Origin of the sequence: Flavobacterium sp. LC2016-13 (assembly GCF_009707955.1) — a bacterium.
Taxonomy (GTDB): Bacteria; Bacteroidota; Bacteroidia; order Flavobacteriales; family Flavobacteriaceae; genus Flavobacterium.
The window spans coordinates 87002-105906 of the sequence record NZ_WMDQ01000007.1; the positions used below are offsets into that span (position 1 = coordinate 87002).

At 32.5% G+C, this 18905-nt stretch carries 14 protein-coding genes; 1 reads left to right on the forward strand and 13 read right to left on the reverse strand.

Annotated features, from left to right (window positions below; genetic code table 11):
* Nucleotides 1-71: 71 nt before the first annotated feature.
* The 4 genes from GKZ86_RS15100 to GKZ86_RS15115 form a co-directional block, all read right to left on the reverse strand.
* Entirely contained in the window at nucleotides 72-3386 is a 3315-nt protein-coding gene (locus GKZ86_RS15100; RefSeq protein WP_154783913.1) for a TonB-dependent receptor, read from the reverse strand.
* Between the two features lie 319 nt (nucleotides 3387-3705).
* On the reverse strand, nucleotides 3706-5349 hold the full coding sequence (gene pgi, locus GKZ86_RS15105; RefSeq protein ID WP_154783914.1) for a glucose-6-phosphate isomerase: 1644 nt from the start codon (nucleotides 5347-5349) through the stop codon (nucleotides 3706-3708).
* Between the two features lie 117 nt (nucleotides 5350-5466).
* Nucleotides 5467-5970, reverse strand: a complete 504-nt coding sequence (locus GKZ86_RS15110) for a lipocalin-like domain-containing protein (protein WP_154783915.1) — start codon at nucleotides 5968-5970, stop codon at nucleotides 5467-5469.
* Between the two features lie 10 nt (nucleotides 5971-5980).
* Nucleotides 5981-6541 carry a short chain dehydrogenase gene (locus tag GKZ86_RS15115; protein ID WP_154783916.1) on the reverse strand — a complete coding sequence of 187 codons (561 nt, stop codon included), beginning with the start codon at nucleotides 6539-6541 and terminating at the stop codon, nucleotides 5981-5983.
* 94 nt (nucleotides 6542-6635) lie between these two features.
* On the opposite strand from GKZ86_RS15115, the gene GKZ86_RS15120 reads away from it, so the two are divergent.
* On the forward strand, nucleotides 6636-7481 hold the full coding sequence (locus GKZ86_RS15120) for an AraC family transcriptional regulator (protein WP_154783917.1): 846 nt from the start codon (nucleotides 6636-6638) through the stop codon (nucleotides 7479-7481).
* Nucleotides 7482-7495: 14 nt separating this feature from the next.
* On the opposite strand, the gene GKZ86_RS15125 is transcribed toward GKZ86_RS15120, so the two are convergent.
* The 9 genes from GKZ86_RS15125 to uvrC all read right to left on the reverse strand — a co-directional run bounded on the left by GKZ86_RS15125 (nucleotide 7496) and on the right by uvrC (nucleotide 18819).
* Nucleotides 7496-8116 carry a hypothetical protein gene (locus GKZ86_RS15125; protein WP_154783918.1) on the reverse strand — a complete coding sequence of 207 codons (621 nt, stop codon included), beginning with the start codon at nucleotides 8114-8116 and terminating at the stop codon, nucleotides 7496-7498.
* 54 nt (nucleotides 8117-8170) lie between these two features.
* On the reverse strand, nucleotides 8171-9391 hold the full coding sequence (locus GKZ86_RS15130; protein ID WP_154783919.1) for a peptidoglycan DD-metalloendopeptidase family protein: 1221 nt from the start codon (nucleotides 9389-9391) through the stop codon (nucleotides 8171-8173).
* Nucleotides 9392-9413: 22 nt separating this feature from the next.
* Nucleotides 9414-10355 (reverse strand): tryptophan 2,3-dioxygenase family protein, encoded by a 942-nt coding sequence (locus tag GKZ86_RS15135; protein ID WP_154783920.1) that lies wholly within the window; start codon nucleotides 10353-10355, stop codon nucleotides 9414-9416.
* The gene (locus tag GKZ86_RS15140) at nucleotides 10355-11125 is read right to left on the reverse strand and encodes a DUF3108 domain-containing protein (RefSeq protein ID WP_154783921.1); all 771 of its coding nucleotides are present in this window, start codon (nucleotides 11123-11125) and stop codon (nucleotides 10355-10357) included. The genes GKZ86_RS15135 and GKZ86_RS15140 overlap by 1 nt, the downstream gene beginning before the upstream one ends.
* 297 nt (nucleotides 11126-11422) lie before the next feature.
* The gene (gene hppD / locus GKZ86_RS15145) at nucleotides 11423-12583 is read right to left on the reverse strand and encodes a 4-hydroxyphenylpyruvate dioxygenase (protein WP_154783922.1); all 1161 of its coding nucleotides are present in this window, start codon (nucleotides 12581-12583) and stop codon (nucleotides 11423-11425) included.
* A gap of 95 nt (nucleotides 12584-12678) precedes the next feature.
* Entirely contained in the window at nucleotides 12679-13032 is a 354-nt protein-coding gene (locus GKZ86_RS15150) for a four helix bundle protein (RefSeq protein ID WP_154783923.1), read from the reverse strand.
* Nucleotides 13033-13174: 142 nt separating this feature from the next.
* Entirely contained in the window at nucleotides 13175-14332 is a 1158-nt protein-coding gene (locus GKZ86_RS15155) for a homogentisate 1,2-dioxygenase (protein ID WP_154783924.1), read from the reverse strand.
* A 320-nt stretch (nucleotides 14333-14652) separates the two neighbouring features.
* A complete protein-coding gene (locus GKZ86_RS15160) occupies nucleotides 14653-17016 on the reverse strand; it encodes a patatin-like phospholipase family protein (RefSeq protein ID WP_228526583.1) in 2364 nt (787 codons plus the stop codon).
* A 9-nt stretch (nucleotides 17017-17025) separates the two neighbouring features.
* Nucleotides 17026-18819 carry an excinuclease ABC subunit UvrC gene (gene uvrC / locus GKZ86_RS15165; RefSeq protein ID WP_154783925.1) on the reverse strand — a complete coding sequence of 598 codons (1794 nt, stop codon included), beginning with the start codon at nucleotides 18817-18819 and terminating at the stop codon, nucleotides 17026-17028.
* Nucleotides 18820-18905: the final 86 nt, after the last annotated feature.

The following is an 18905-nucleotide window of genomic DNA, read 5'->3' on the forward strand; positions in this document are numbered from 1 at the left end:
CGGCATCGAACTTAAAAGTCAATGCCGTTTATATTATTTATTTTGGTTCTTATTTATTATTAAATAATAAATTAGTTTCCAAATATGTATCTAAGTGTAAACTGCGCTTGCCAAACATCTGATGTTGAAGAGTTTTTTTGGAAAGTATCTTTAATCAAATATCTGTTTCCATTAGGATCAGTTTGTGTAGCAAGGGTATAAACAGGAACGTTACCAGCTGTTGTAGATGAGTAAGCTAAAACACTAGGATTTGTTGCTCTTTGTGAAATTCCCCAATCTTTATTGATCATGTTTGTAAAGTTTAAGATATCAGCTCTAAATTGGAAACTGTTCTTTTTACCACCTATTTTGATATATATATCTTGAGTAATAGATAAATCTAATCTGTGTAGCATTGGTAAAGTAGACTCATTTCTTTGAGCATATTGGCCTCTTCTTGTACGTAGGTAACTATCTTGATTGATATAAGCATCAAATGCAGCTCTTTGCTCATCTTGCGAGTAAATTTTTGTAGTTGCAACTCCAGCAACAGTACTAACTACAGTAAGAGGAGCGAAAGTAAGTTCATTTGCACTGTTTGGTACATAAAGTAAATCATTACCACTAATTCTGTCTCCATTCATATCACCACTATAAGTGTAAGTAAATGGACTAGCTTGCTCTCCAATATAACCTAAGTTAATAGAAGTTGCACCTCCAAGACCTTTACCGTATTCAATTCTGTAACCAATAACTCCAACTAAACGATTTGGTGTATTGTTGTTTGAGTTAGAAACATCTAAATCATTATTTCCATTTACAGATCTTGCACCTGTCCATGAACCTGAAGCAACTGATCCAGGAGACATTAAGTCTGTAGCATTAGAATGAGTGTATGCGAATGATCCCCAAAGTCCTTTTTGGTAAGGATATTCTAATTTAAATGTTGTAGAGTAAAAATATCCTTCATCAGAGTTCGCTAAAACGATACCATTTGCAACATTATCATTTACACGTGTTCCGGCATCATTACGAGAATATCTTGGTCTGTTGTCAGCACCACTAAATGTTCCAACCGGAGCATCAAAGTTAGCATTGTAATAGTTGATTGCATTGATATTCTTTTGAAGTATTCCTTCAACTGTACCTGTAAATCCAAAAAGAAGTTTTTGGTCAACAGCCATTGTAGTTTTCCAAACCTGAGGAGATTTGAAATTTTTCTTATTAAATGACAAGTCATAAGTTGATGGAGCTGTAGGTGTAGTTGGAGTAAAATATTGTGCTGGATTTGCTGTAAAACCATATCCTTTTGTATATACATCAGTACCACTAACATCTACGACACCAGTAAGAACACCGTTGTTTCCAATTTGGTTTGATAAATATACACCTGGAGATCTACCAGTAAATACTCCTGAACCTCCTCGAACAATTGTTGAAGCATCACCATTTAAGTCAAGGTTGAAACCAACTCTAGGTTCGAATAAGATTGCTGCATCCGGCATTGTACCAGTGTTAAATTTTTCGCCATTAGCAAAAGTCATAGCAGTAACTGTTGGGTTTTCTAATGCTGTATCGGCATACCATATTCTTGAAGCTCTTAAACCAACAGTTAATTTAAATTTGTCGCTCAATTTCATTTCATCCTGAGCATATAAATCTAATTTGTTAGATTTTAGTATTTGCATCGGTTCAGCACCTCCAGGTAAAGCAGAATATTTAAATTGAACTTTATTAGGCATAGTACTAATTGTAGTTGATGGAGCACCACCATTTGCTACAGACTCATTTGCAGCAGCATAAAAATCAGCTAAAGAGTTAAAAACGTAAACTCCGTTTGATCCTGAAAAGAATAAGTTACTAGATTTGAAATATTCAAAATTCGCACCAAATACTAAAGAGTGTTTTCCAATAGTTTTAGTCAAATTATCTGTAAAGTGTAGTGTTGAGTAAGAAAGCTTGTTTCCTTGAGTAAAAGGATCTAAACCAACTGAAATATAGGTAGCAGCACCTTGCTTAATATCAATTGTTGGGAATAAACCACCACCAATTAAACCTCTGTCTTCAATTTGTTTGTCATAACCTCCAATGAAGTTATTGTACCAAGAATTACTTAATTTACTATTCAATTCTAATACAATAGATCTTGTATTATCTAAAATTGTATATCCACTATTTTGGAAAGACATTGCTAATCCACTATTTGTTCTGTTACCAAAACCTAATGAGTTTGAATTAGAAGTTAACTGATCTGAAGATGAATTATGGAATACATAACGAGCAGTAAGTTTATGATTGTCATTGATATTCCAGTCAATTCTTGTTAAGAATTTTTTTGATTCTTTTGAAGAGTCATAATTTTCCCATGGACCTGTAGTGTAACCAAATTTGTCTTTCATGAAGTTAGAAAGAGTCTGCATTTCAGTATACGTTGGAAGAGAAACCTGACCACTTGGTTGTGGAGAACCTGTAGATGTAAAGTTTGTAGCAGGGCTTGTATTATCAATAGTTTCAAAATTCCCGAAAAAGAATAATTTATCTTTGATAATTGGCGCTCCAATACGAGCTCCCCATATTTTTTCTTCGAATTTACCTGGTGTAATTGTTACATCTCCAGCATGAGTACCAATAAAGTCTTTTTTATTACTTCTTGTAGAAGTATAAACAGATCCTTCGATTTCGTTTGTTCCACTTCTTGTTACCGCATTAATTCCTGATCCTAAGAATCCAGATTGACGGATATCATAAGGAGCAATATTTACTTGTAACTGCTCAATTGCATCTAATGAAATTGCAGTAGAACCAGTTCTACCTCCTGCTTGTGAATCTGATCCAAGACCAAATCCATTGTTGAATACAGAACCGTCAATTGTAAAGTTGTTTAATCTTGAATCCTGACCACCAAATGTTCCGTTTGCACCAGCATTTGCATTATATTTAGTAACAGAGTTAATTGAACGAGCTCCTAATACCGGAACAGCAGCTATTTCTCTATTTGAAAACTGTTGTGAAGCACCAGTTCTTCCTTTATTAAAATTTCCTTTTGATTTTGTTGAAACTACAACTTCCTGAAGAGCATTTGGTTCTTCATCAATTGTAATATTTACAGTTAGGTTATTACCTAAACCAACGTTAATATCTGTAATTTCTGTTGTTTTATAACCAATGTAAGTTACTTTAACTGTATATGGACCTCCTGGTCTAAGACCTTGTGCGGCATACCCACCATCAAAATCAGATGTAGAGAAGTATTTTGTTCCTGTTGGTTTGTGAACAATTTCTACTGTTGCACCAGGAAGCACTTCCCCTTTGTTTGATCTAACAGTTCCTGACATGGCCGAACTCGTGACCTGAGCATGACCTAAGGCTGATAGAAAAATAATTAAAATAAAAATAATTTTTTTCATTTTTGTTGTTTATTTAGTTTACTTGTTTTTGGCAAAATTATAACAATTAAATCGGATAATGTTATCAAAATGTTAAGAAAAAACAGTTTTGCTTAATCCGTTGCGCATTAAAATGATTTATTCTTTTTCTATTATGAGAAATAACTTTTTTTTGAATTTAAGGCTCTGTTTTTTGTTAAAATCATAATAATTACAATCATTATGTAGCTTTAAACTTTCAAAAATGATTTTTTTTTGGGTTAAAATGGCCTATTTATATGAAAAAACGCCTTAATTTTGGTTAAATTAAGGCGTCTCAGTTTATTATGTATTTATTAAGTTACTTATTCCTTAAAAAATGATTCAATAAAAACGAAGTTGAACTATCGTGATTCTTAACAGTTTTAGTATTTATTTCTTCTAAAATAGAATTGGCTAATTGTTTTCCTAATTCAACTCCCCATTGATCATAACTGAAAATATTCCAGATAATTCCCTGAACAAAGATTTTATGTTCGTATAAAGCAATTAGTGAACCTAAAGATTTAGGTGTTAATTTCTGAATCAGAATGGTGTTCGTCGGTTTGTTTCCGGTGAAAACCTTAAAAGGTAATAAATAAGAAGCTTTTTCTGCTGCAAGGCCTTGTTTGTCAAATTCAGCCTGAACTTGTGATGCCGTTTTTCCGTTCATTAAAGCTTCGGTTTGTGCAAAAAAGTTCGACATTAATTTGTCGTGATGATCTTCGTTACCATATAATGGTTTTACGAATCCGATAAAATCGGTTGGGATTAATTTTGTTCCCTGGTGAATCAATTGAAAAAAGGCATGTTGAGAATTTGTTCCCGGTTCTCCCCAAATAATAGTTCCTGTTTGGTAGTTTACAGGTTTTCCGTCACGGCCAACACTTTTTCCGTTACTTTCCATAGTTGCTTGTTGCAAATAAGGAGCCAATTTTTGTAAATATTGTGTGTACGGAATCAAAGCTTCGCTCTCAGCTCCAAAGAAATTATTATACCAAATGCTTAATAAGGCTAAAGTTACAGGAATGTTTTTATCAAAATCGGCCGTTTTAAAATGCTCATCCATTTCGTTTGCTCCGCTCAATAATTCATTGTAATTATCAAAGCCAATTGCTAAACTAATGCTTAAACCAACAGCACTCCATAAAGAAAATCTTCCTCCAACCCAATCCCACATCGGGAAAACATTGTCTGGATTAATTCCGAATTCAGTTACTTTTTGAATATTAGTAGAAACAGCAACAAAATGTTTTGCAATATCTTGCTGAGTTGCGGATTTTAAAAACCATTCTTTTATAGTTTCAGAATTCGTTAAAGTTTCCTGAGTTGTAAACGTTTTAGAAACGATTAAGAACAACGTTGTTTCAGGATTCAATTTTTTAATAACCTCGTTTACGTGATCGCCGTCAACATTCGAAACAAAATGAACATTTAAGTGATTTTTGTAAAACTGTAAAGCTTCAACAGCCATAACTGGTCCAAGATCAGATCCTCCAATTCCAATATTTACAATATCAGTAAACGCTTTTCCGGTAAAACCTTTTCTTGCTCCCGAAACAACTTCGTTTGTAAAGTTTTTAATTTTATTTTTTACTTCATAAACTTCCGGAATTACATTTTCTCCGTCAACGTTTATTACTGCAGATTGCGGTGCGCGCAAAGCAGTATGCAAAACAGCACGATTTTCTGTTTGATTAATAATTTCTCCACCAAAATAATCAGCGATTGCATTTTTTAATCCAATAGAATTTGCCAATTCCAGCAAAAGCGAAATAGTTTCCTGACTGATATTGTTTTTAGAATAATCTACCAGAAAATCATTCCATTGTAAATTGAATTTTTCAACACGGGCATTATCTTGTTGAAACAATTCTTGTATCGTAGTGTTTTGAATTGCGTTATAGTGATTTTGCAGATTTTTCCACGCCTCAGTCCCAGTTGGGTTTGTTGTGTTTAAAGCCATTTTTAGTTTTATTGAAAGTTTGTTTATTGAAACACAAAAATACTGAAATAACTTTTAATAGCTCAAAGGTTCATAATTATATAACAATTAGTTGCGAAAACGTTTTATGAATTTTCATCACAATTTTTTCCAGACAACTTCTGCCGTAACCGATTTTCCTCCTTGTGTAGTATTGGTTACAACATATTTTAGTTCATTATTCATATAAGTATAAAATCTATTTTGTTCTGTGTTTTCCCAATTTGGAAAAGAAGCGGTTTCTATTTTAAAAGTAATTGTCTTGCTGGTTTCATCAATTTTAAATTTTCCAAAATGCGAATTAGAACCTTGTACAATTGCAGCATTTTCTTCAGGAGTACATTTATTTTTATCACCCGAAACTATTTTAGCTCTTTCATTTTTATAAATCTGAATCGCATAATTTCCTTTTTCATCAAAAAACAAACTACCTTTTGGGTTTGTTCCGTAAGGAAATGTTTTTGTTCCGTCAGAGTCTGTGTTTTCAACAGAAACCAAGGTCCATAATCCTTTTATTTTAGTTGATATTAGTTTATCTGATTTTTGTGCAACAGCAAAAGTTGTAATAAGCAATGCTATCAAAAGTGTTTTTAGATTTTTCATTTTAAGAAGTTTAATAGTTTACTTTAATAGTTTCTCCATTGATAGAAGTTTCGACACTTTTTAAATAAGCGTTAACCAAATCATTTACCGGAATGTCTGCAACTTTTCCCGGACTAATTGCGTTTATCCGAATTCCTCTTTCTAATTCAAGTGAAGCTGCCAGAACAAAACTGTGAATTCCGCCATTTACAATTGCTTTGCTAATATTGTTTTTCACCGGTTTATCAGCCATTTTTCCTGATGTTAAAGTAAATGAACCATTATCATTTAAATATTTGTGACCAATTAAAACCAGATTAACTTGTCCTAATAATTTGTTTTTAATACCAATATTTAATTTTTCTTCGTCAAGCGAAAGTAAATCTCCCGTGTAACAATCGCCCGCAACACATATACACGCATCGATGTTTTTAATTTCTTTAAATAATTTTTCGATAGAATTGATGTCCGATAAATCGATTCGGAAATCGCCACTGTTTCTTCCAGCCGAAATAATTTCATGATTTTTAGCGAATTCAGGTTTTAGTATTTTACCAATTTCGCCGTTTCCTCCAATTAATAGTATTTTCATTTTGTATTTTTTTAATTTGTTATTGATACAAAATTAGAGTCTTAACCCTCGTTGAAAATTGTACTAATTGGTACTAAAATTGTATTTTAGCAGGATGACAGGCAAAAACTTATATCTTCCTTTTGAAGTTGATTTTAAAGAGTTGGAACAGTTTCCGAAAACAATTCGAAAGAACAATTTTTTTGAATTAATATATGTTGTTGACGGAACCGGAATTCAGATTATTAACGACAATACATTTCAATATCAAAAAGGAAATTTGTTTCTTATTACGCCGCAAGACGTTTATTCGTTTGAAATTTTAACGCCAACGAAATTCTTCTTTCTTCGTTTTAATGAATATTATATCAAAACAAATTCTCAAAACGGACAAATGGAAACGGTTCTTCGAATGGAATATATTCTGCAAAATGCAAGTCATCGTCCGGGATGTATATTGAAAAACCATATCGATAAACCTTTAATAGCGTCGCTTATTGAAAGTATAATAAACGAACAAACGAATCAGCAAATTTATCATCAGAAGGTTACGGAACAAATCGTAAATACAATAATTACGGTTGTTGCCCGAAATATAGCTTTAAAATTACCCAAGAATATTAAGGAAACTACAGGAGAAATGGTGCTGGAAATATTGCATTATATCCAGGAAAACATTTATGATCCGAAACAATTAAAGGCTGAAATAATAAGTGAACATTTCAATATTTCACTTCATTATTTGGGGAAGTATTTTAAAAAACAAACCGGCGAAACGTTACAAGAATATATCTCGAATTATAAATTAAGATTAATCGAAGCCAGACTTTTAAATAGTGATATGCGTATTAATGAAATTGCAGATGAACTTCATTTTTCAGATGAAAGTCATCTCAATAAAGTTTTTAGAAAGCATAGAGGAATGAATCCTTCTGAGTTTAGGAAAAAGCGCAGTAACTAATTTTTTAGAATTGTTTATTCCCAAATTTTCCACCAGGGTTTTTTCGCTTCGGTTGTTTTTCCTAATTGATTAACTTCTATTCTTTTCAGAGATTCCAGTTTTATTTTAGAATCGTCAAAAAACATTTCGCCATTTTCACTCATTCCAATTGGCGCTTTTGTTCTTTCTTTCCAATCTTCCGTTTGCAGTTCGGGAATTAAAGCCAAGTCGATTTTTTCGTGAAAGCGTTTTTGTGCTTTTTTTATTATTTCTTCTTCAATATTAGAAGTTGAATTTTTAAAAAGCGGAATTGAATTCTCTGGAATATGAAGCAGAAAAACCTGTGTTTTGTTTTCGTTGTTTTGAATGTCTAAAACTTTGAAAAAAATATCTGAAGATAAAAGATAATGTCCGGTCTTTACCGAATCAGGATTGAAAAGCGATAAATCTCTCCCGTCTGAACTTGCAATTAAATATCTCAAATTGCCCGAAAGTCCACCACCGATATAAGACATATCCGTAAAACCTCTTTCTTTAATTATTTGACCAACTTTATAATTTAAAATCAGGTTTTGAGGCAACGTCGTATCTCTGTAAAATAATTTTAAATCAGAAAAAGTGTCATTAAAAATAGTTTCAATTCTTGAATTTTCCATATTTGTTTCGTTTGATAAAAATTAGATTATCTATAAAAACTTTTTGAAAATGAATTACAAATTACCAATACTATCCAATTCTCTTTTCAAAGGTTCCATTTGTTTTAAGAAACGGGTTTTATCATTTCCGGTTAAAGATTCTCCCGTTGGAAGATTTAATCGAAGCGCATCAACCTGAACGCCATTTTTCCAGAAACGATAACAAACGTGTGGTCCCGAAGCAAGTCCGGTACTTCCGACTAAACCAATTTTTTGCCCTTGAGTTACACGTTGTCCGCGTTTTACCAAAATTCTCGACATGTGTAAATATTGAGTAGAGTAGGTTCCGTTGTGTTTTACTTTTACAAAATTTCCGTTTCCTGCCGTATATCCCGTAGCTTCAACAACTCCAGAAGCCGTTGTAGAAATTGGAGTTCCTGTTGGAGCAGCATAATCAGTTCCTTTATGTGCTTTCCAGGTATGTTGTACAGGATGAAATCTGTTCATTGTAAAGCGTGAAGTGATTCTGCTAAATTTAATTGGCGTTTTTAAGAAGAAGTTTTTAAGCGTTTTTCCTTCGTCGTCATAATATTCTACTTTTCCTGAAAGTGTATCTTTTTCAAAAGGGAAAGCATATATGATTTTTCCTTTATATTCAAAAAATGCCGCCTGAAGATCTTCAACGCCGTCATAAACTTTTCCGTTTATAAAACGCTCCGTAAAAATTAACCCATAGCGATCTCCTTTTTTTAATTTAAAAAAGTCAATAGACCAGGAAAATACTTTGGTAATTCTGCTGGCAAGTGCTGTTTCAACATCTTCATCTCCTAAAGTTTCAGATAATGAAGTTTTTAAAACGCCACCGATTATTTTTCGTTTAAAAGTTACAGGTTTAATTTTTTTATAAGCTTTTGCGATACTGTCTCTAAAATCGACAATATAATACGTCAAAGCATCAGGCTGATAAATAAAAACTTCTAAATTGTTGGTTTTATTTTTAGAGCGAAGAATTGTATAAGGTTTATTGTAGCGAATGGTTCTAACATCAAAAGAATCTTTTACCTGTTCAACAATATCATATACTTTTTTGTCGCCAATATTTTGGTCTTGAATAATAGATCCAAAAGAATCACCTTTTTTAATAGTATCCTGAACAACATTATAGTCCCCGTAATTAAAACCGAATTCTACTTTTTTGATTTTTGGTTTGTTAATTTTAGTTTCTACTTTTTCAGCGGTTTTATTACATGAAAATATAGAAAATAATACTATTATAAGTACGAATGCTTTTTTCAAACTTTTAAAATTTTTTGAGAAATTAAACAGTAGCTTCATTTCCCCAATTGGACAATTCTTCTTCGGTCCACAATTTAGGAAAAAAGATGCGTCTTTGGTATTTTGGATGCATATATTTTTGCCAGTCGCTTCCGCCTGTGGCTTCACCATTACCTTTTCCGCTTTCTAAAATGTATTTTCTTGCCGTATTTAAATGCTGCATTACCCAAGTGATATTTACCGTTTTATCATAATGGCGCATTGCATTAATTAGTTCAGTATTTTGCTGATCTTCAATTGGTAATTGAGTAAATTTTTTCCAAATGTTCTTTGTTTTAAAAGTTGACATCTGGCGTAAAAACTGATCTTTATATTTGTTTTCGAATTCCTGAAGTAAGTAGGATTTCTGTCCGGTTTGATAATCTTTTCCTGCCGCTTGCCAATACAAATGTTCAAAACTAGTTTCTAAATCTGTGTTTTCATCAAAAGTGTCTTTGTATCTGCGATCTGTTAAATTGATAACATCCGTAGAAGCAAATTCAATTAATCGGTATTGGGCACTCTGAAAACCACTTGCGGGAGTCAGCGTATTTCTGAATTTCATGTATTGATCGATCTCCATTCCGTTTTCCATAATGCTGAACGAATTCGTAAGCATATCAAAATAACGGGTTATTCTCGATAATCTTTCGCTGAAAAAATCAACCTGAATATTCTGAGTTTCGGCAATCTGATCAATTTCCCACAAAATCATTTTAAAAATCAATTCATTTACCTGATGATACATGATAAAAACCATTTCGTCAGGAAGTGTAGTGCGCTGAATTTGCAGATTTAAAAGCGCATCGGTTTGGATATAATCCCAATACGTAATTGGTTTTGACCAAAGTAAACCTTCAAGTTGTACATCTGTTTTCTGATTTATAGCTTGAAATTTAAGGTCGATTTCTTTTAAAAGTGATTCAGAATGATCTGTGGTATTCATTATTTTTTTACTTTAAATGGACTTTTTAATCCTTTATATTCGTCAAGGTCCGCTTTTAGAGATCCTACTGCAAGATCTGCTTTTATTCGAACCGGAACTTTATTGTCGTCGTCTGTTATCCAGATTGTTAAACTTTCTTTTTCTTTAAAAACCCTTCCTGTTTGTACCAGTGGTTTAAATACCATTGTAGAAACGGTTCCAAATTTAGTTGTAATATCCTGAAGACCTATATATTTTAACTTAAATTTTGTGATTTCTTCGTCAAAAAACATGTCAATTGTAATCGATTCTCCAGATTTTAATTTGTCAATATTTGGATGATTTCTTAAATAATAAAATGAAGAAACAATATCCTGTACATTATCTGTAAGAACAATTGTTTTTTCTGTTTTTCGTTTATAATCTTTAACTAAAACTCTATTTTCATCCGGGTTAAAAATTCCTTCCTGATCTTTCGTATAGCCGCCTTCGTCAATTTTTCGAATATAACGATAAGGATTTCCGTTTTGTTTGTCAAAGTAGCTTTCGTAAATGTCTTCTACTTTGAAGAAAAATTTAGACATACCTGTTGTATAACCTTTGCCAATAGCATGAAATACTTTTTTATTATTTATTGTGGCATCTTTAACTTCGAGTGTGGCGTAACCCGCGTTGACTATACCGTAATGAATTCTGAATTTAAAATATTCTCCCACTCCGTAAGCGTCTTCTTTTTGAGTATCGAAGGCAAGTGTGGTCAGAATTAATATGATGAGGACTAATTTTTTCATAGTACATTTTTTACATTTCATTATAAAGATAATTAAATGCAAATTCTATTCCAAATGTACCAAAACAAAAAAACTCCGTCAAGAAATGACGGAGTTTTTATGCTATTAACTAACCAAAAAACTATAAATTATGAAATTTATATCAATTAGAAGGAAACCACCCCTTCCGATTTGCGAGTGCAAAGATAGATAGAAAGTTCAAAAAACAAATAGCAAAAGGCAAGTTTAACATAACATTTGCATAAAAACCATCGTTTTATCGAGAATTCTTCGATTTAATGCAAAAATAATGCGTTTTTACAATGTTCCTCTCAATTCTTGCTCTCTTTCAATTGACTCAAAAAGGGCTTTAAAGTTACCTGCACCAAATCCTTTTGCACCCATTCTTTGTATAATTTCAAAAAATAAGGTAGGTCTGTCCTGAACTGGTTTAGTAAATATTTGTAATAAATAACCATCTTCATCGGCATCGACCATAATGGCTAATTTTTCAATTTCATTAATATCTTCTTTCATCATATCCATGTGAACTCCTAATCTTTCCGGAATTGCCTGATAATAGGTATGAGGAGGAGCAGATAAAAATTCAACACCACGTGCTTTTAATTCTGATACGGTTTTGATAATATCATCTGTAGCAATTGCAATATGCTGAATTCCGGGTCCGCCATAAAAGTCTAAGTATTCTTCGATTTGAGATTTTTTCTTTCCTTCAGCCGGTTCGTTTATAGGAAATTTAATTCTTCCGTTTCCGTTAGACATTACTTTACTCATCAAAGCTGAATATTCTGTATTGATTTGTTTGTCATCAAAAGATAAGAAATTTACAAATCCCATAACATCTTCGTAGAACTTAACCCACGTATTCATTTCGTTCCAGCCTACATTTCCAACCATGTGATCAATATATTTTAATCCCGTTGGAGCAGGGTTGTAATCTGATTTCCATTCTTTATAACCCGGTAAGAAAACACCATTATAGTTTTTTCTTTCTACAAAAATATGAACGGTTTCTCCATACGTATAAATTCCTGAACGAACTACTTCTCCAAATTCATCTGATTCTACAGTTGGTTCCATAAAAGAACGGGCGCCGCGTTTCATTGTTTCTTCATACGCGCTTCTTGCGTCTTCAACCCAAAGTGCTGCAACTTTTACTCCATCACCGTGTTTTTTTAAGTGATCGTTTATTGGAGAATCTCCATTTAATGGCGTAGTTAAAACAATTCTGATTTTGTCTTGTTTTAAAACATAAGATGCTTTGTCTTTTACTCCGGTTTCTAATCCTGCGTAGGCTAATGACTGATATCCAAAAGCAGTTTTATAATAATGTGCTGATTGTTTTGCGTTTCCTACGTAGAATTCTACATAATCTGTTCCTAATAATGGAAGGAAATCTTGTGCTCCTTCGAAGATTTTTTCTAATCCGTATTCTACTGATTTGATTTCTTTGCTCATGATATTTTAATTGAAATGTGTGTAAACTAGAAAATTAGAAAATGTGTTTAAAATGAAATTCATCCGGTTGCACATTAAATAATTATCTCATTTTCTCATTTTGTTGTTGCTATAGTTTTGTTTAAAATATTTATTATTTCAGCCAATTCGTTTAGTAAGTCGTTGCATTTTGGATAATCCTTGCGGGTATTACAAAAGGACAACCAATGTTGTGTCTCTGTTGCTTCTTTAATTGCAGTTTCTAATTTGCTAATAAAAACAGCTTCAGTTTCGGCATTCTCAGATTCTTTGGTATTTGCTCCAATTGCAGTTCCACATTTTAATAATTGATTTCCAATTACAAATTTGTTTTGTTCTTGCAGTTCACCGGTATAATTAATAATGTTTACTGCGAAATCGAAAGTTTTACTTAACAGATCACTATCTGTGTGTTTGGCTTGTAAATTCATTGTCGGCTAATTAGATAATTATAGAATGTTTCAAGATAGTCCTTTTGCGTTTAAAGATAAAAAAATCTAAAAACTACAAAAAAATTGGCGTATAAATTATTAAAATGGCGTATATAAAATTGATTCATTCTGCATTAACTAATTATTCACACCAGGACTTATAATACTGGCCATCATCGAGTCCCATTGCTTCTTCTGTAACCATTAGTGGTCTGAAAGTATCGACCATAACGGCCAATTCGTGGGTTTCTTTGTGGCCTATACTGCGCTCCATTGCACCCGGCGCAGGGCCATGTGGAATTCCTTTTGGGTGTAATGTAATATGACCTTGTTCTATATTGTTTCGGCTCATAAAATCGCCATCAACATAATATAAAACTTCGTCAGAATCTATATTGCTATGGTTGTAAGGTGCTGGAATTGCTTTTGGATGATAATCGTAAAGTCTTGGACAAAACGAACAAACTACAAAAGTTGCCGTTTCAAAAGTTTGGTGAACTGGTGGCGGTTGGTGAACGCGGCCTGTAATAGGTTCAAAATTATGAATAGAAAATCCGTAAGGGAAATTATATCCGTCCCAACCCACAACATCAAAAGGGTGCGTTGCATAAACCACTTCGTGAAGCATGCCTTCTTTTTTAATCTTAATTAAAAAATCACCTTTTTCGTCGTGCGTTTCCAATTCATTTGGCAAAATAAAATCACGCTCACAAAAAGGAGAATGTTCTAAATGTTGACCAGATTGATTTTTGTAGCGTTTTGGGGTATAAAATGGAGCAAAAGATTCTACATAAAAAAGTCGGTTTTCTTCTGTCTCAAATTCTATTTGATAAATTATGCCACGCGGAATAATTAAATAATCACCATATTCAAAAGGAATATTTCCTAACATGGTTCTTAATTTTCCTTTTCCTTTATGGATGAAAAGCATTTCATCAGCATCGGCATTTTTGTAAAAATAATTTCGAAGCGATTCTTTTGGAGCTGCTAATCCTATTATACAATCTTTATTGACCAACATTGCTTTGCGGCTGTCCAGAAAGTCGTTTTCCGGTTTTAATTCGAAACCTTTAAAAAGTAATGATTTTATGTTTTTTCCGATTGCAATTTTTGGTTCAACGGAATATGATTTTAAAATTTCTTTAACCTGCGTTGGTCTGTGAACATGATAAGACAATGAAGAATGTCCGTGAAAACCTTCAGTTCCAAACAATTGTTCATAGTAAAAACCTCCATCAGGTTTTTCGAATTGGGTGTGTCTTTTTTGAGGAAAATCTCCAAGTTTATGATATAATGGCATGTCTTTTCAATTAGATAATTTGTAAATTAGATAATTCGAAAAATTTGAATTGAACACACAAACAATCAGCTCAGTTTTATAGCTGAATAATGAGTTTCAATTCGTCGGTTTTATTCAGGATTTCTCTTGATGAGGAATTGAAGATACTCTAATAAACCTGTCCATTTTGTTTTCATTACAACAAATATCGTAATTTTTATTTATTTAAATTACAAATTATATCATTTATAAACGTAAAAAATAGGCAGAAGGTTTTTATAATGCCAATATACTGTAATAAACATTCAAATTTATGAGATAAATTCTGAATATAAATTTTGTTAAAACAAGAATCCGATGCTAAACCAGGTAAAACTTTTTGACATTTCAGGAGACCATGAATGTTTAACTTCGATTGGGCCAATAATAGTTTCTAAACCATAACCTACGGCATAACCAGAATATTTAGGCATTGAAATCCAGTCTACAGTTGTAAAAATATCATCACCTAAATTGGCGTAATTGGCTGAAATATTGACGTGATTTTTTTTAAATATTTCATAGTCAAGTGTTAAAGCCGTTTTGATGTAGCTGTTTCCTGAAATACTTAGAAAATCATATCCATAAAAATAATTGAAATTGTTGATTTTGCTATAACCGTAACCACCAAATATATAATCGAAAAACGGAACGCTATCGCTGCCAATATTAAATCCTGCATCGGCCTCAATTTTCATAGTTGCCTTTTTGAATAAAGTATTGGCAAATGCAATTTCAGCTTTTGCTGTCGAAAAAGGTTTAAATTGATGTGTATAATCAGATGAAGCTAAATAGGTTTGTACATCTGAAGAAAAATATAAACCGGAATGCGGGAACGTTTTCTTATCAAAAGAGTCATATTTTAAATAACCAAATACACTAAAATAATTGCTTTTTTCAATGATGTTGTCAGTGTTTGAAAGCGTTGGTGAATTTATTTTTAAGTATTTATATTCAAATCCACCGCCCATTAAAAATTTTTGAACAAAAATGGTTTGAAAATAAGCCTGATTTGTCAAGTCTAAAAAGTCAACATTAATCAAATTTCCGGTAGGATTCTCTGTAAGCAAACTGCTAAAGCTGTTCGTTACATTTCGATTAAACTGATTCAGTCTCGAGCGAAATCCAAAACTAATATTAAAACCATTTTCCACATAATAATTCAGATCATATCTAAAATTATCACCAAGAATAATATCCAAAGAAGTAACATCATTCTTTAAGAATGTTTTTTTATGCGTAAGGTTTAATAAAATAGCACTTTTATAAAGCCCATCATAATGCAAGCCTAGTTTTAAATAAGTTTGTGTAGGATTTTCTGTTAAAACCAAATCTAAATTATCCTGATCTCCATCTGGCTGTAAACAATATGAAATAGCGCTAAAATTTTGAGTGGCATCAAGATTATTCATTCCCGCTTTAAGATCTTTGTACGTTATTGTACTTCCGGGTTTAAAACGAAGTTTTCCACGAATATATTCCCTGGTGTAATTGTCTAACGGATCGCTGTTTATTTTGTTAATATGAAGTGTATCACTGTTGATTTTTAATTTTGGTTTTTTGTAAAACGTAGTCTCGTTTGTCAGCGATTTTATTTTTTCATAAACAGCAAAACCAGCTTCTTCACCTTTTCGGATTATTTCTTCACCTTTATCAAATGAAATAACGCCATAGTCACGAATGTCCGGTTTTATATAAACATCAGTGTTTTTAATTTTGTTTTTCATTTTATCAATCGACTGAAGATTGGTAATCTGAACTAATATTCTCGTTGCGTTTTTCAGGTTTTTTCGTTTCATCAAATCATCCTGAACATCGACTCCAATAATAATATCGGCGCCAAGATCACGAACTTCTTTTATAGGATAATTATTGACAACGCCACCATCTACCAATAATTTTCCATCAATTTCTACAGGAGTAAATAAGGATGGAAAAGCTGCACTGGCCATCATTGCCTGAACAAGGTTTCCTTTGTTTAATAAGACTTCTTCGCCAGTTTCGATATTGGTACCAATACATAAAAACGGAGTTGGTAATTTATTAAAGTCACGAACATGTCGCACATTTCGGGTAAGACTGCTTAATAAATTATAATTATACATTCCTTTAGAAAGTGCTTCGGGAATACCAACTCTGAAATTACTAAATGGCAAAACGATAGCATATAATTCATCATTTTTTTTACCGTAAAAGTTTTTAGACGAACGTGGTATATAATCATTTATAAGATCATCAAAATTGGTTTGTTTAAAAATAGAATCAATTTGTGAGGCATTATAACCAGAAGCATAAAGTCCGCCAATGATAGAACCCATACTGGTTCCGCCAATATAATCGATTTTAATTCCGGCTTCTTCCAAAACTTTAAGAACGCCAATATGTGCAAATCCTTTTGCACCGCCACCACTTAAAACCAAACCAATTTTTGGTCTTTTTACACTATCTTGTTTTTGTTCTTGTTCTTGAGAAAAAGTATGTTGCGAACTAAAAATCAAAAGCGCAAAAAGCAATATCTGCACGCCCGATATAGAATTAGAAAACTGAGATAAAAAATAAAAAGGCTTTTCCTGCAAAAAAAGAGATGTTGTAGAAACTCTTTTTTTGAAATTCAGAAATAAACGATTATATCGATTATTCGAAACGGACGGCTGAATTAGGCGCATAAAAATTTGCTAGTTGGTTTTGTAAAAGTCGACAATTTTTTTGGCTTTTGATACTCCCACAACATCAGATATTTCTTTTTCTGTAGCCAATTTTAATCTTTTAACACTTTTAAAATGTTGTATTAATGCAAGCATTGTTTTTTCGCCAATGCCAGGTATGCTTTCTACGGATGAATTAAGTGCTGCTTTGCTGCGTTTATCCCTATGGAAAGTAATACCAAATCGATGCGCTTCATTTCGTAATTGCTGAATTACTTTTAGCGTTTCAGATTTTTTATCCAGATATAACGGAATAGAATCTCCGGGATAAAATAACTCTTCAAGACGTTTTGCAATCCCGATAATGGCAATTTTACCACGTAATTCTAAAGCGTCAATACTTTTTAAGGCCGCAGATAATTGCCCTTTTCCACCATCAATAATAATTAATTGCGGCAATGGCTCATTTTCATCCAGTAATCTTTTGTAACGACGGTAGACAATTTCGGTCATCGAAGCAAAATCGTCGGGACCTTCAACCGTTTTTATATTAAAATGACGATAATCTCTTTTGCTTGGTTTTCCATCTTTAAAAACTACGCAGGCCGCAACAGGATTTGTTCCCTGAATATTCGAGTTATCAAAACATTCTATATGACGTGGCTCAACCGGCAAACGTAAATCTTTTTGCATTTGAGCCATGATTCGGTTTACATGTCTGTCCGGATCAACAATTTGTAATTGTTTAAGCTGTTCAATTCTGTAAAACTTCGCATTTCGAATCGATAAATCCAGGATTTGCTTTTTGTCGCCCAATTGCGGAACTGTAACTTTAATGTTTTCGCCTAAATCAACTTCAAACGGAACAATAATTTCTTTTGATAATAAATGGAAACGTTCGCGAAGTTCAATAATCGCTAATTCTAATAATTCCTCGTCAGTTTCGTCAAGTTTTTTCTTGATTTCTAAAGTATGCGAACGAATAATCGATCCGTGTGATATTTGCAAAAAGTTGACATAAGCTGCACTTTCATCAGAAACAATCGAAAAGACATCGATGTTCGTGATTTTCGGATTTACAATAGTTGATCTCGATTGATAATTTTCGAGTATTTCTATTTTTTCTTTGATTTTTTGAGCTTCTTCAAATTGCAAATTCTGCGCATATTGATTCATCAAACGCTTAAAATCTTTCATGCTTTCTTTAAAATTTCCTTTCAGAATTTCGCGGATAGCATCAACTTGTCTCTGATAATCTTCAAGAGATTCAAAACCTTCGCAAGGACCTTTGCAATTGCCAATATGATATTCCAGACAAACTTTAAATTTTCCTGATCTAATGTTTGATTCGCTTAAATCGTAATTGCAGGTTCTTAAAGGATATAATTCTTTGATTAAATCGAGAATGGTATAAACCATTTTGAAATTGGTATACGGACCAAAATATTCAGATCCGTCTTTGATCATTCTTCTGGTTAGGAATATTCTCGAAAAAGGTTCTTTTTTAATGCAAATCCACGGATAACTTTTGTCATCACGAAGCAACACATTATAACGCGGTTGCAAGGTTTTGATTAAGTTGTTTTCCAGTAAAAGGGCATCTGTTTCAGTTGGAACAACAATATGTTTTATGGTTACGATTTTTCTAACCAGCACATTTGTTTTTCGTGTATCGTGAATTTTATTGAAGTAGGAAGAGACTCTTTTTTTTAAATTTTTCGCCTTTCCAACGTACAATATTTTGTCGTCTTTATCGTAATATTGATACACGCCGGGATTGTCCGGCAAGGTTTGAATTTGGAGTTCTAAAGACGGTTTTTGCATTCTGTTTTGTTTCTGAAAATCTAGATAAAAAGTATCTCCAAAAACTATTCCGATTTTGAATTGAAGCTTTACACTGATTTAGCTTC

Coding starts and splice junctions, on each gene's coding strand:
- GKZ86_RS15100 (WP_154783913.1), bottom strand. CDS start 3,386: ATGAAAAAAATTATTTTTATTTTAATTATTTTTCTATCAGCCTTAGGT.
- pgi (WP_154783914.1), bottom strand. CDS start 5,349: ATGGCTTTAAACACAACAAACCCAACTGGGACTGAGGCGTGGAAAAAT.
- GKZ86_RS15110 (WP_154783915.1), bottom strand. CDS start 5,970: ATGAAAAATCTAAAAACACTTTTGATAGCATTGCTTATTACAACTTTT.
- GKZ86_RS15115 (WP_154783916.1), bottom strand. CDS start 6,541: ATGAAAATACTATTAATTGGAGGAAACGGCGAAATTGGTAAAATACTA.
- GKZ86_RS15120 (WP_154783917.1), top strand. CDS start 6,636: ATGACAGGCAAAAACTTATATCTTCCTTTTGAAGTTGATTTTAAAGAG.
- GKZ86_RS15125 (WP_154783918.1), bottom strand. CDS start 8,116: ATGGAAAATTCAAGAATTGAAACTATTTTTAATGACACTTTTTCTGAT.
- GKZ86_RS15135 (WP_154783920.1), bottom strand. CDS start 10,355: ATGAATACCACAGATCATTCTGAATCACTTTTAAAAGAAATCGACCTT.
- GKZ86_RS15140 (WP_154783921.1), bottom strand. CDS start 11,125: ATGAAAAAATTAGTCCTCATCATATTAATTCTGACCACACTTGCCTTC.
- hppD (WP_154783922.1), bottom strand. CDS start 12,583: ATGAGCAAAGAAATCAAATCAGTAGAATACGGATTAGAAAAAATCTTC.
- GKZ86_RS15150 (WP_154783923.1), bottom strand. CDS start 13,032: ATGAATTTACAAGCCAAACACACAGATAGTGATCTGTTAAGTAAAACT.
- GKZ86_RS15155 (WP_154783924.1), bottom strand. CDS start 14,332: ATGCCATTATATCATAAACTTGGAGATTTTCCTCAAAAAAGACACACC.
- GKZ86_RS15160 (WP_228526583.1), bottom strand. CDS start 17,016: ATGCGCCTAATTCAGCCGTCCGTTTCGAATAATCGATATAATCGTTTA.
- uvrC (WP_154783925.1), bottom strand. CDS start 18,819: ATGCAAAAACCGTCTTTAGAACTCCAAATTCAAACCTTGCCGGACAAT.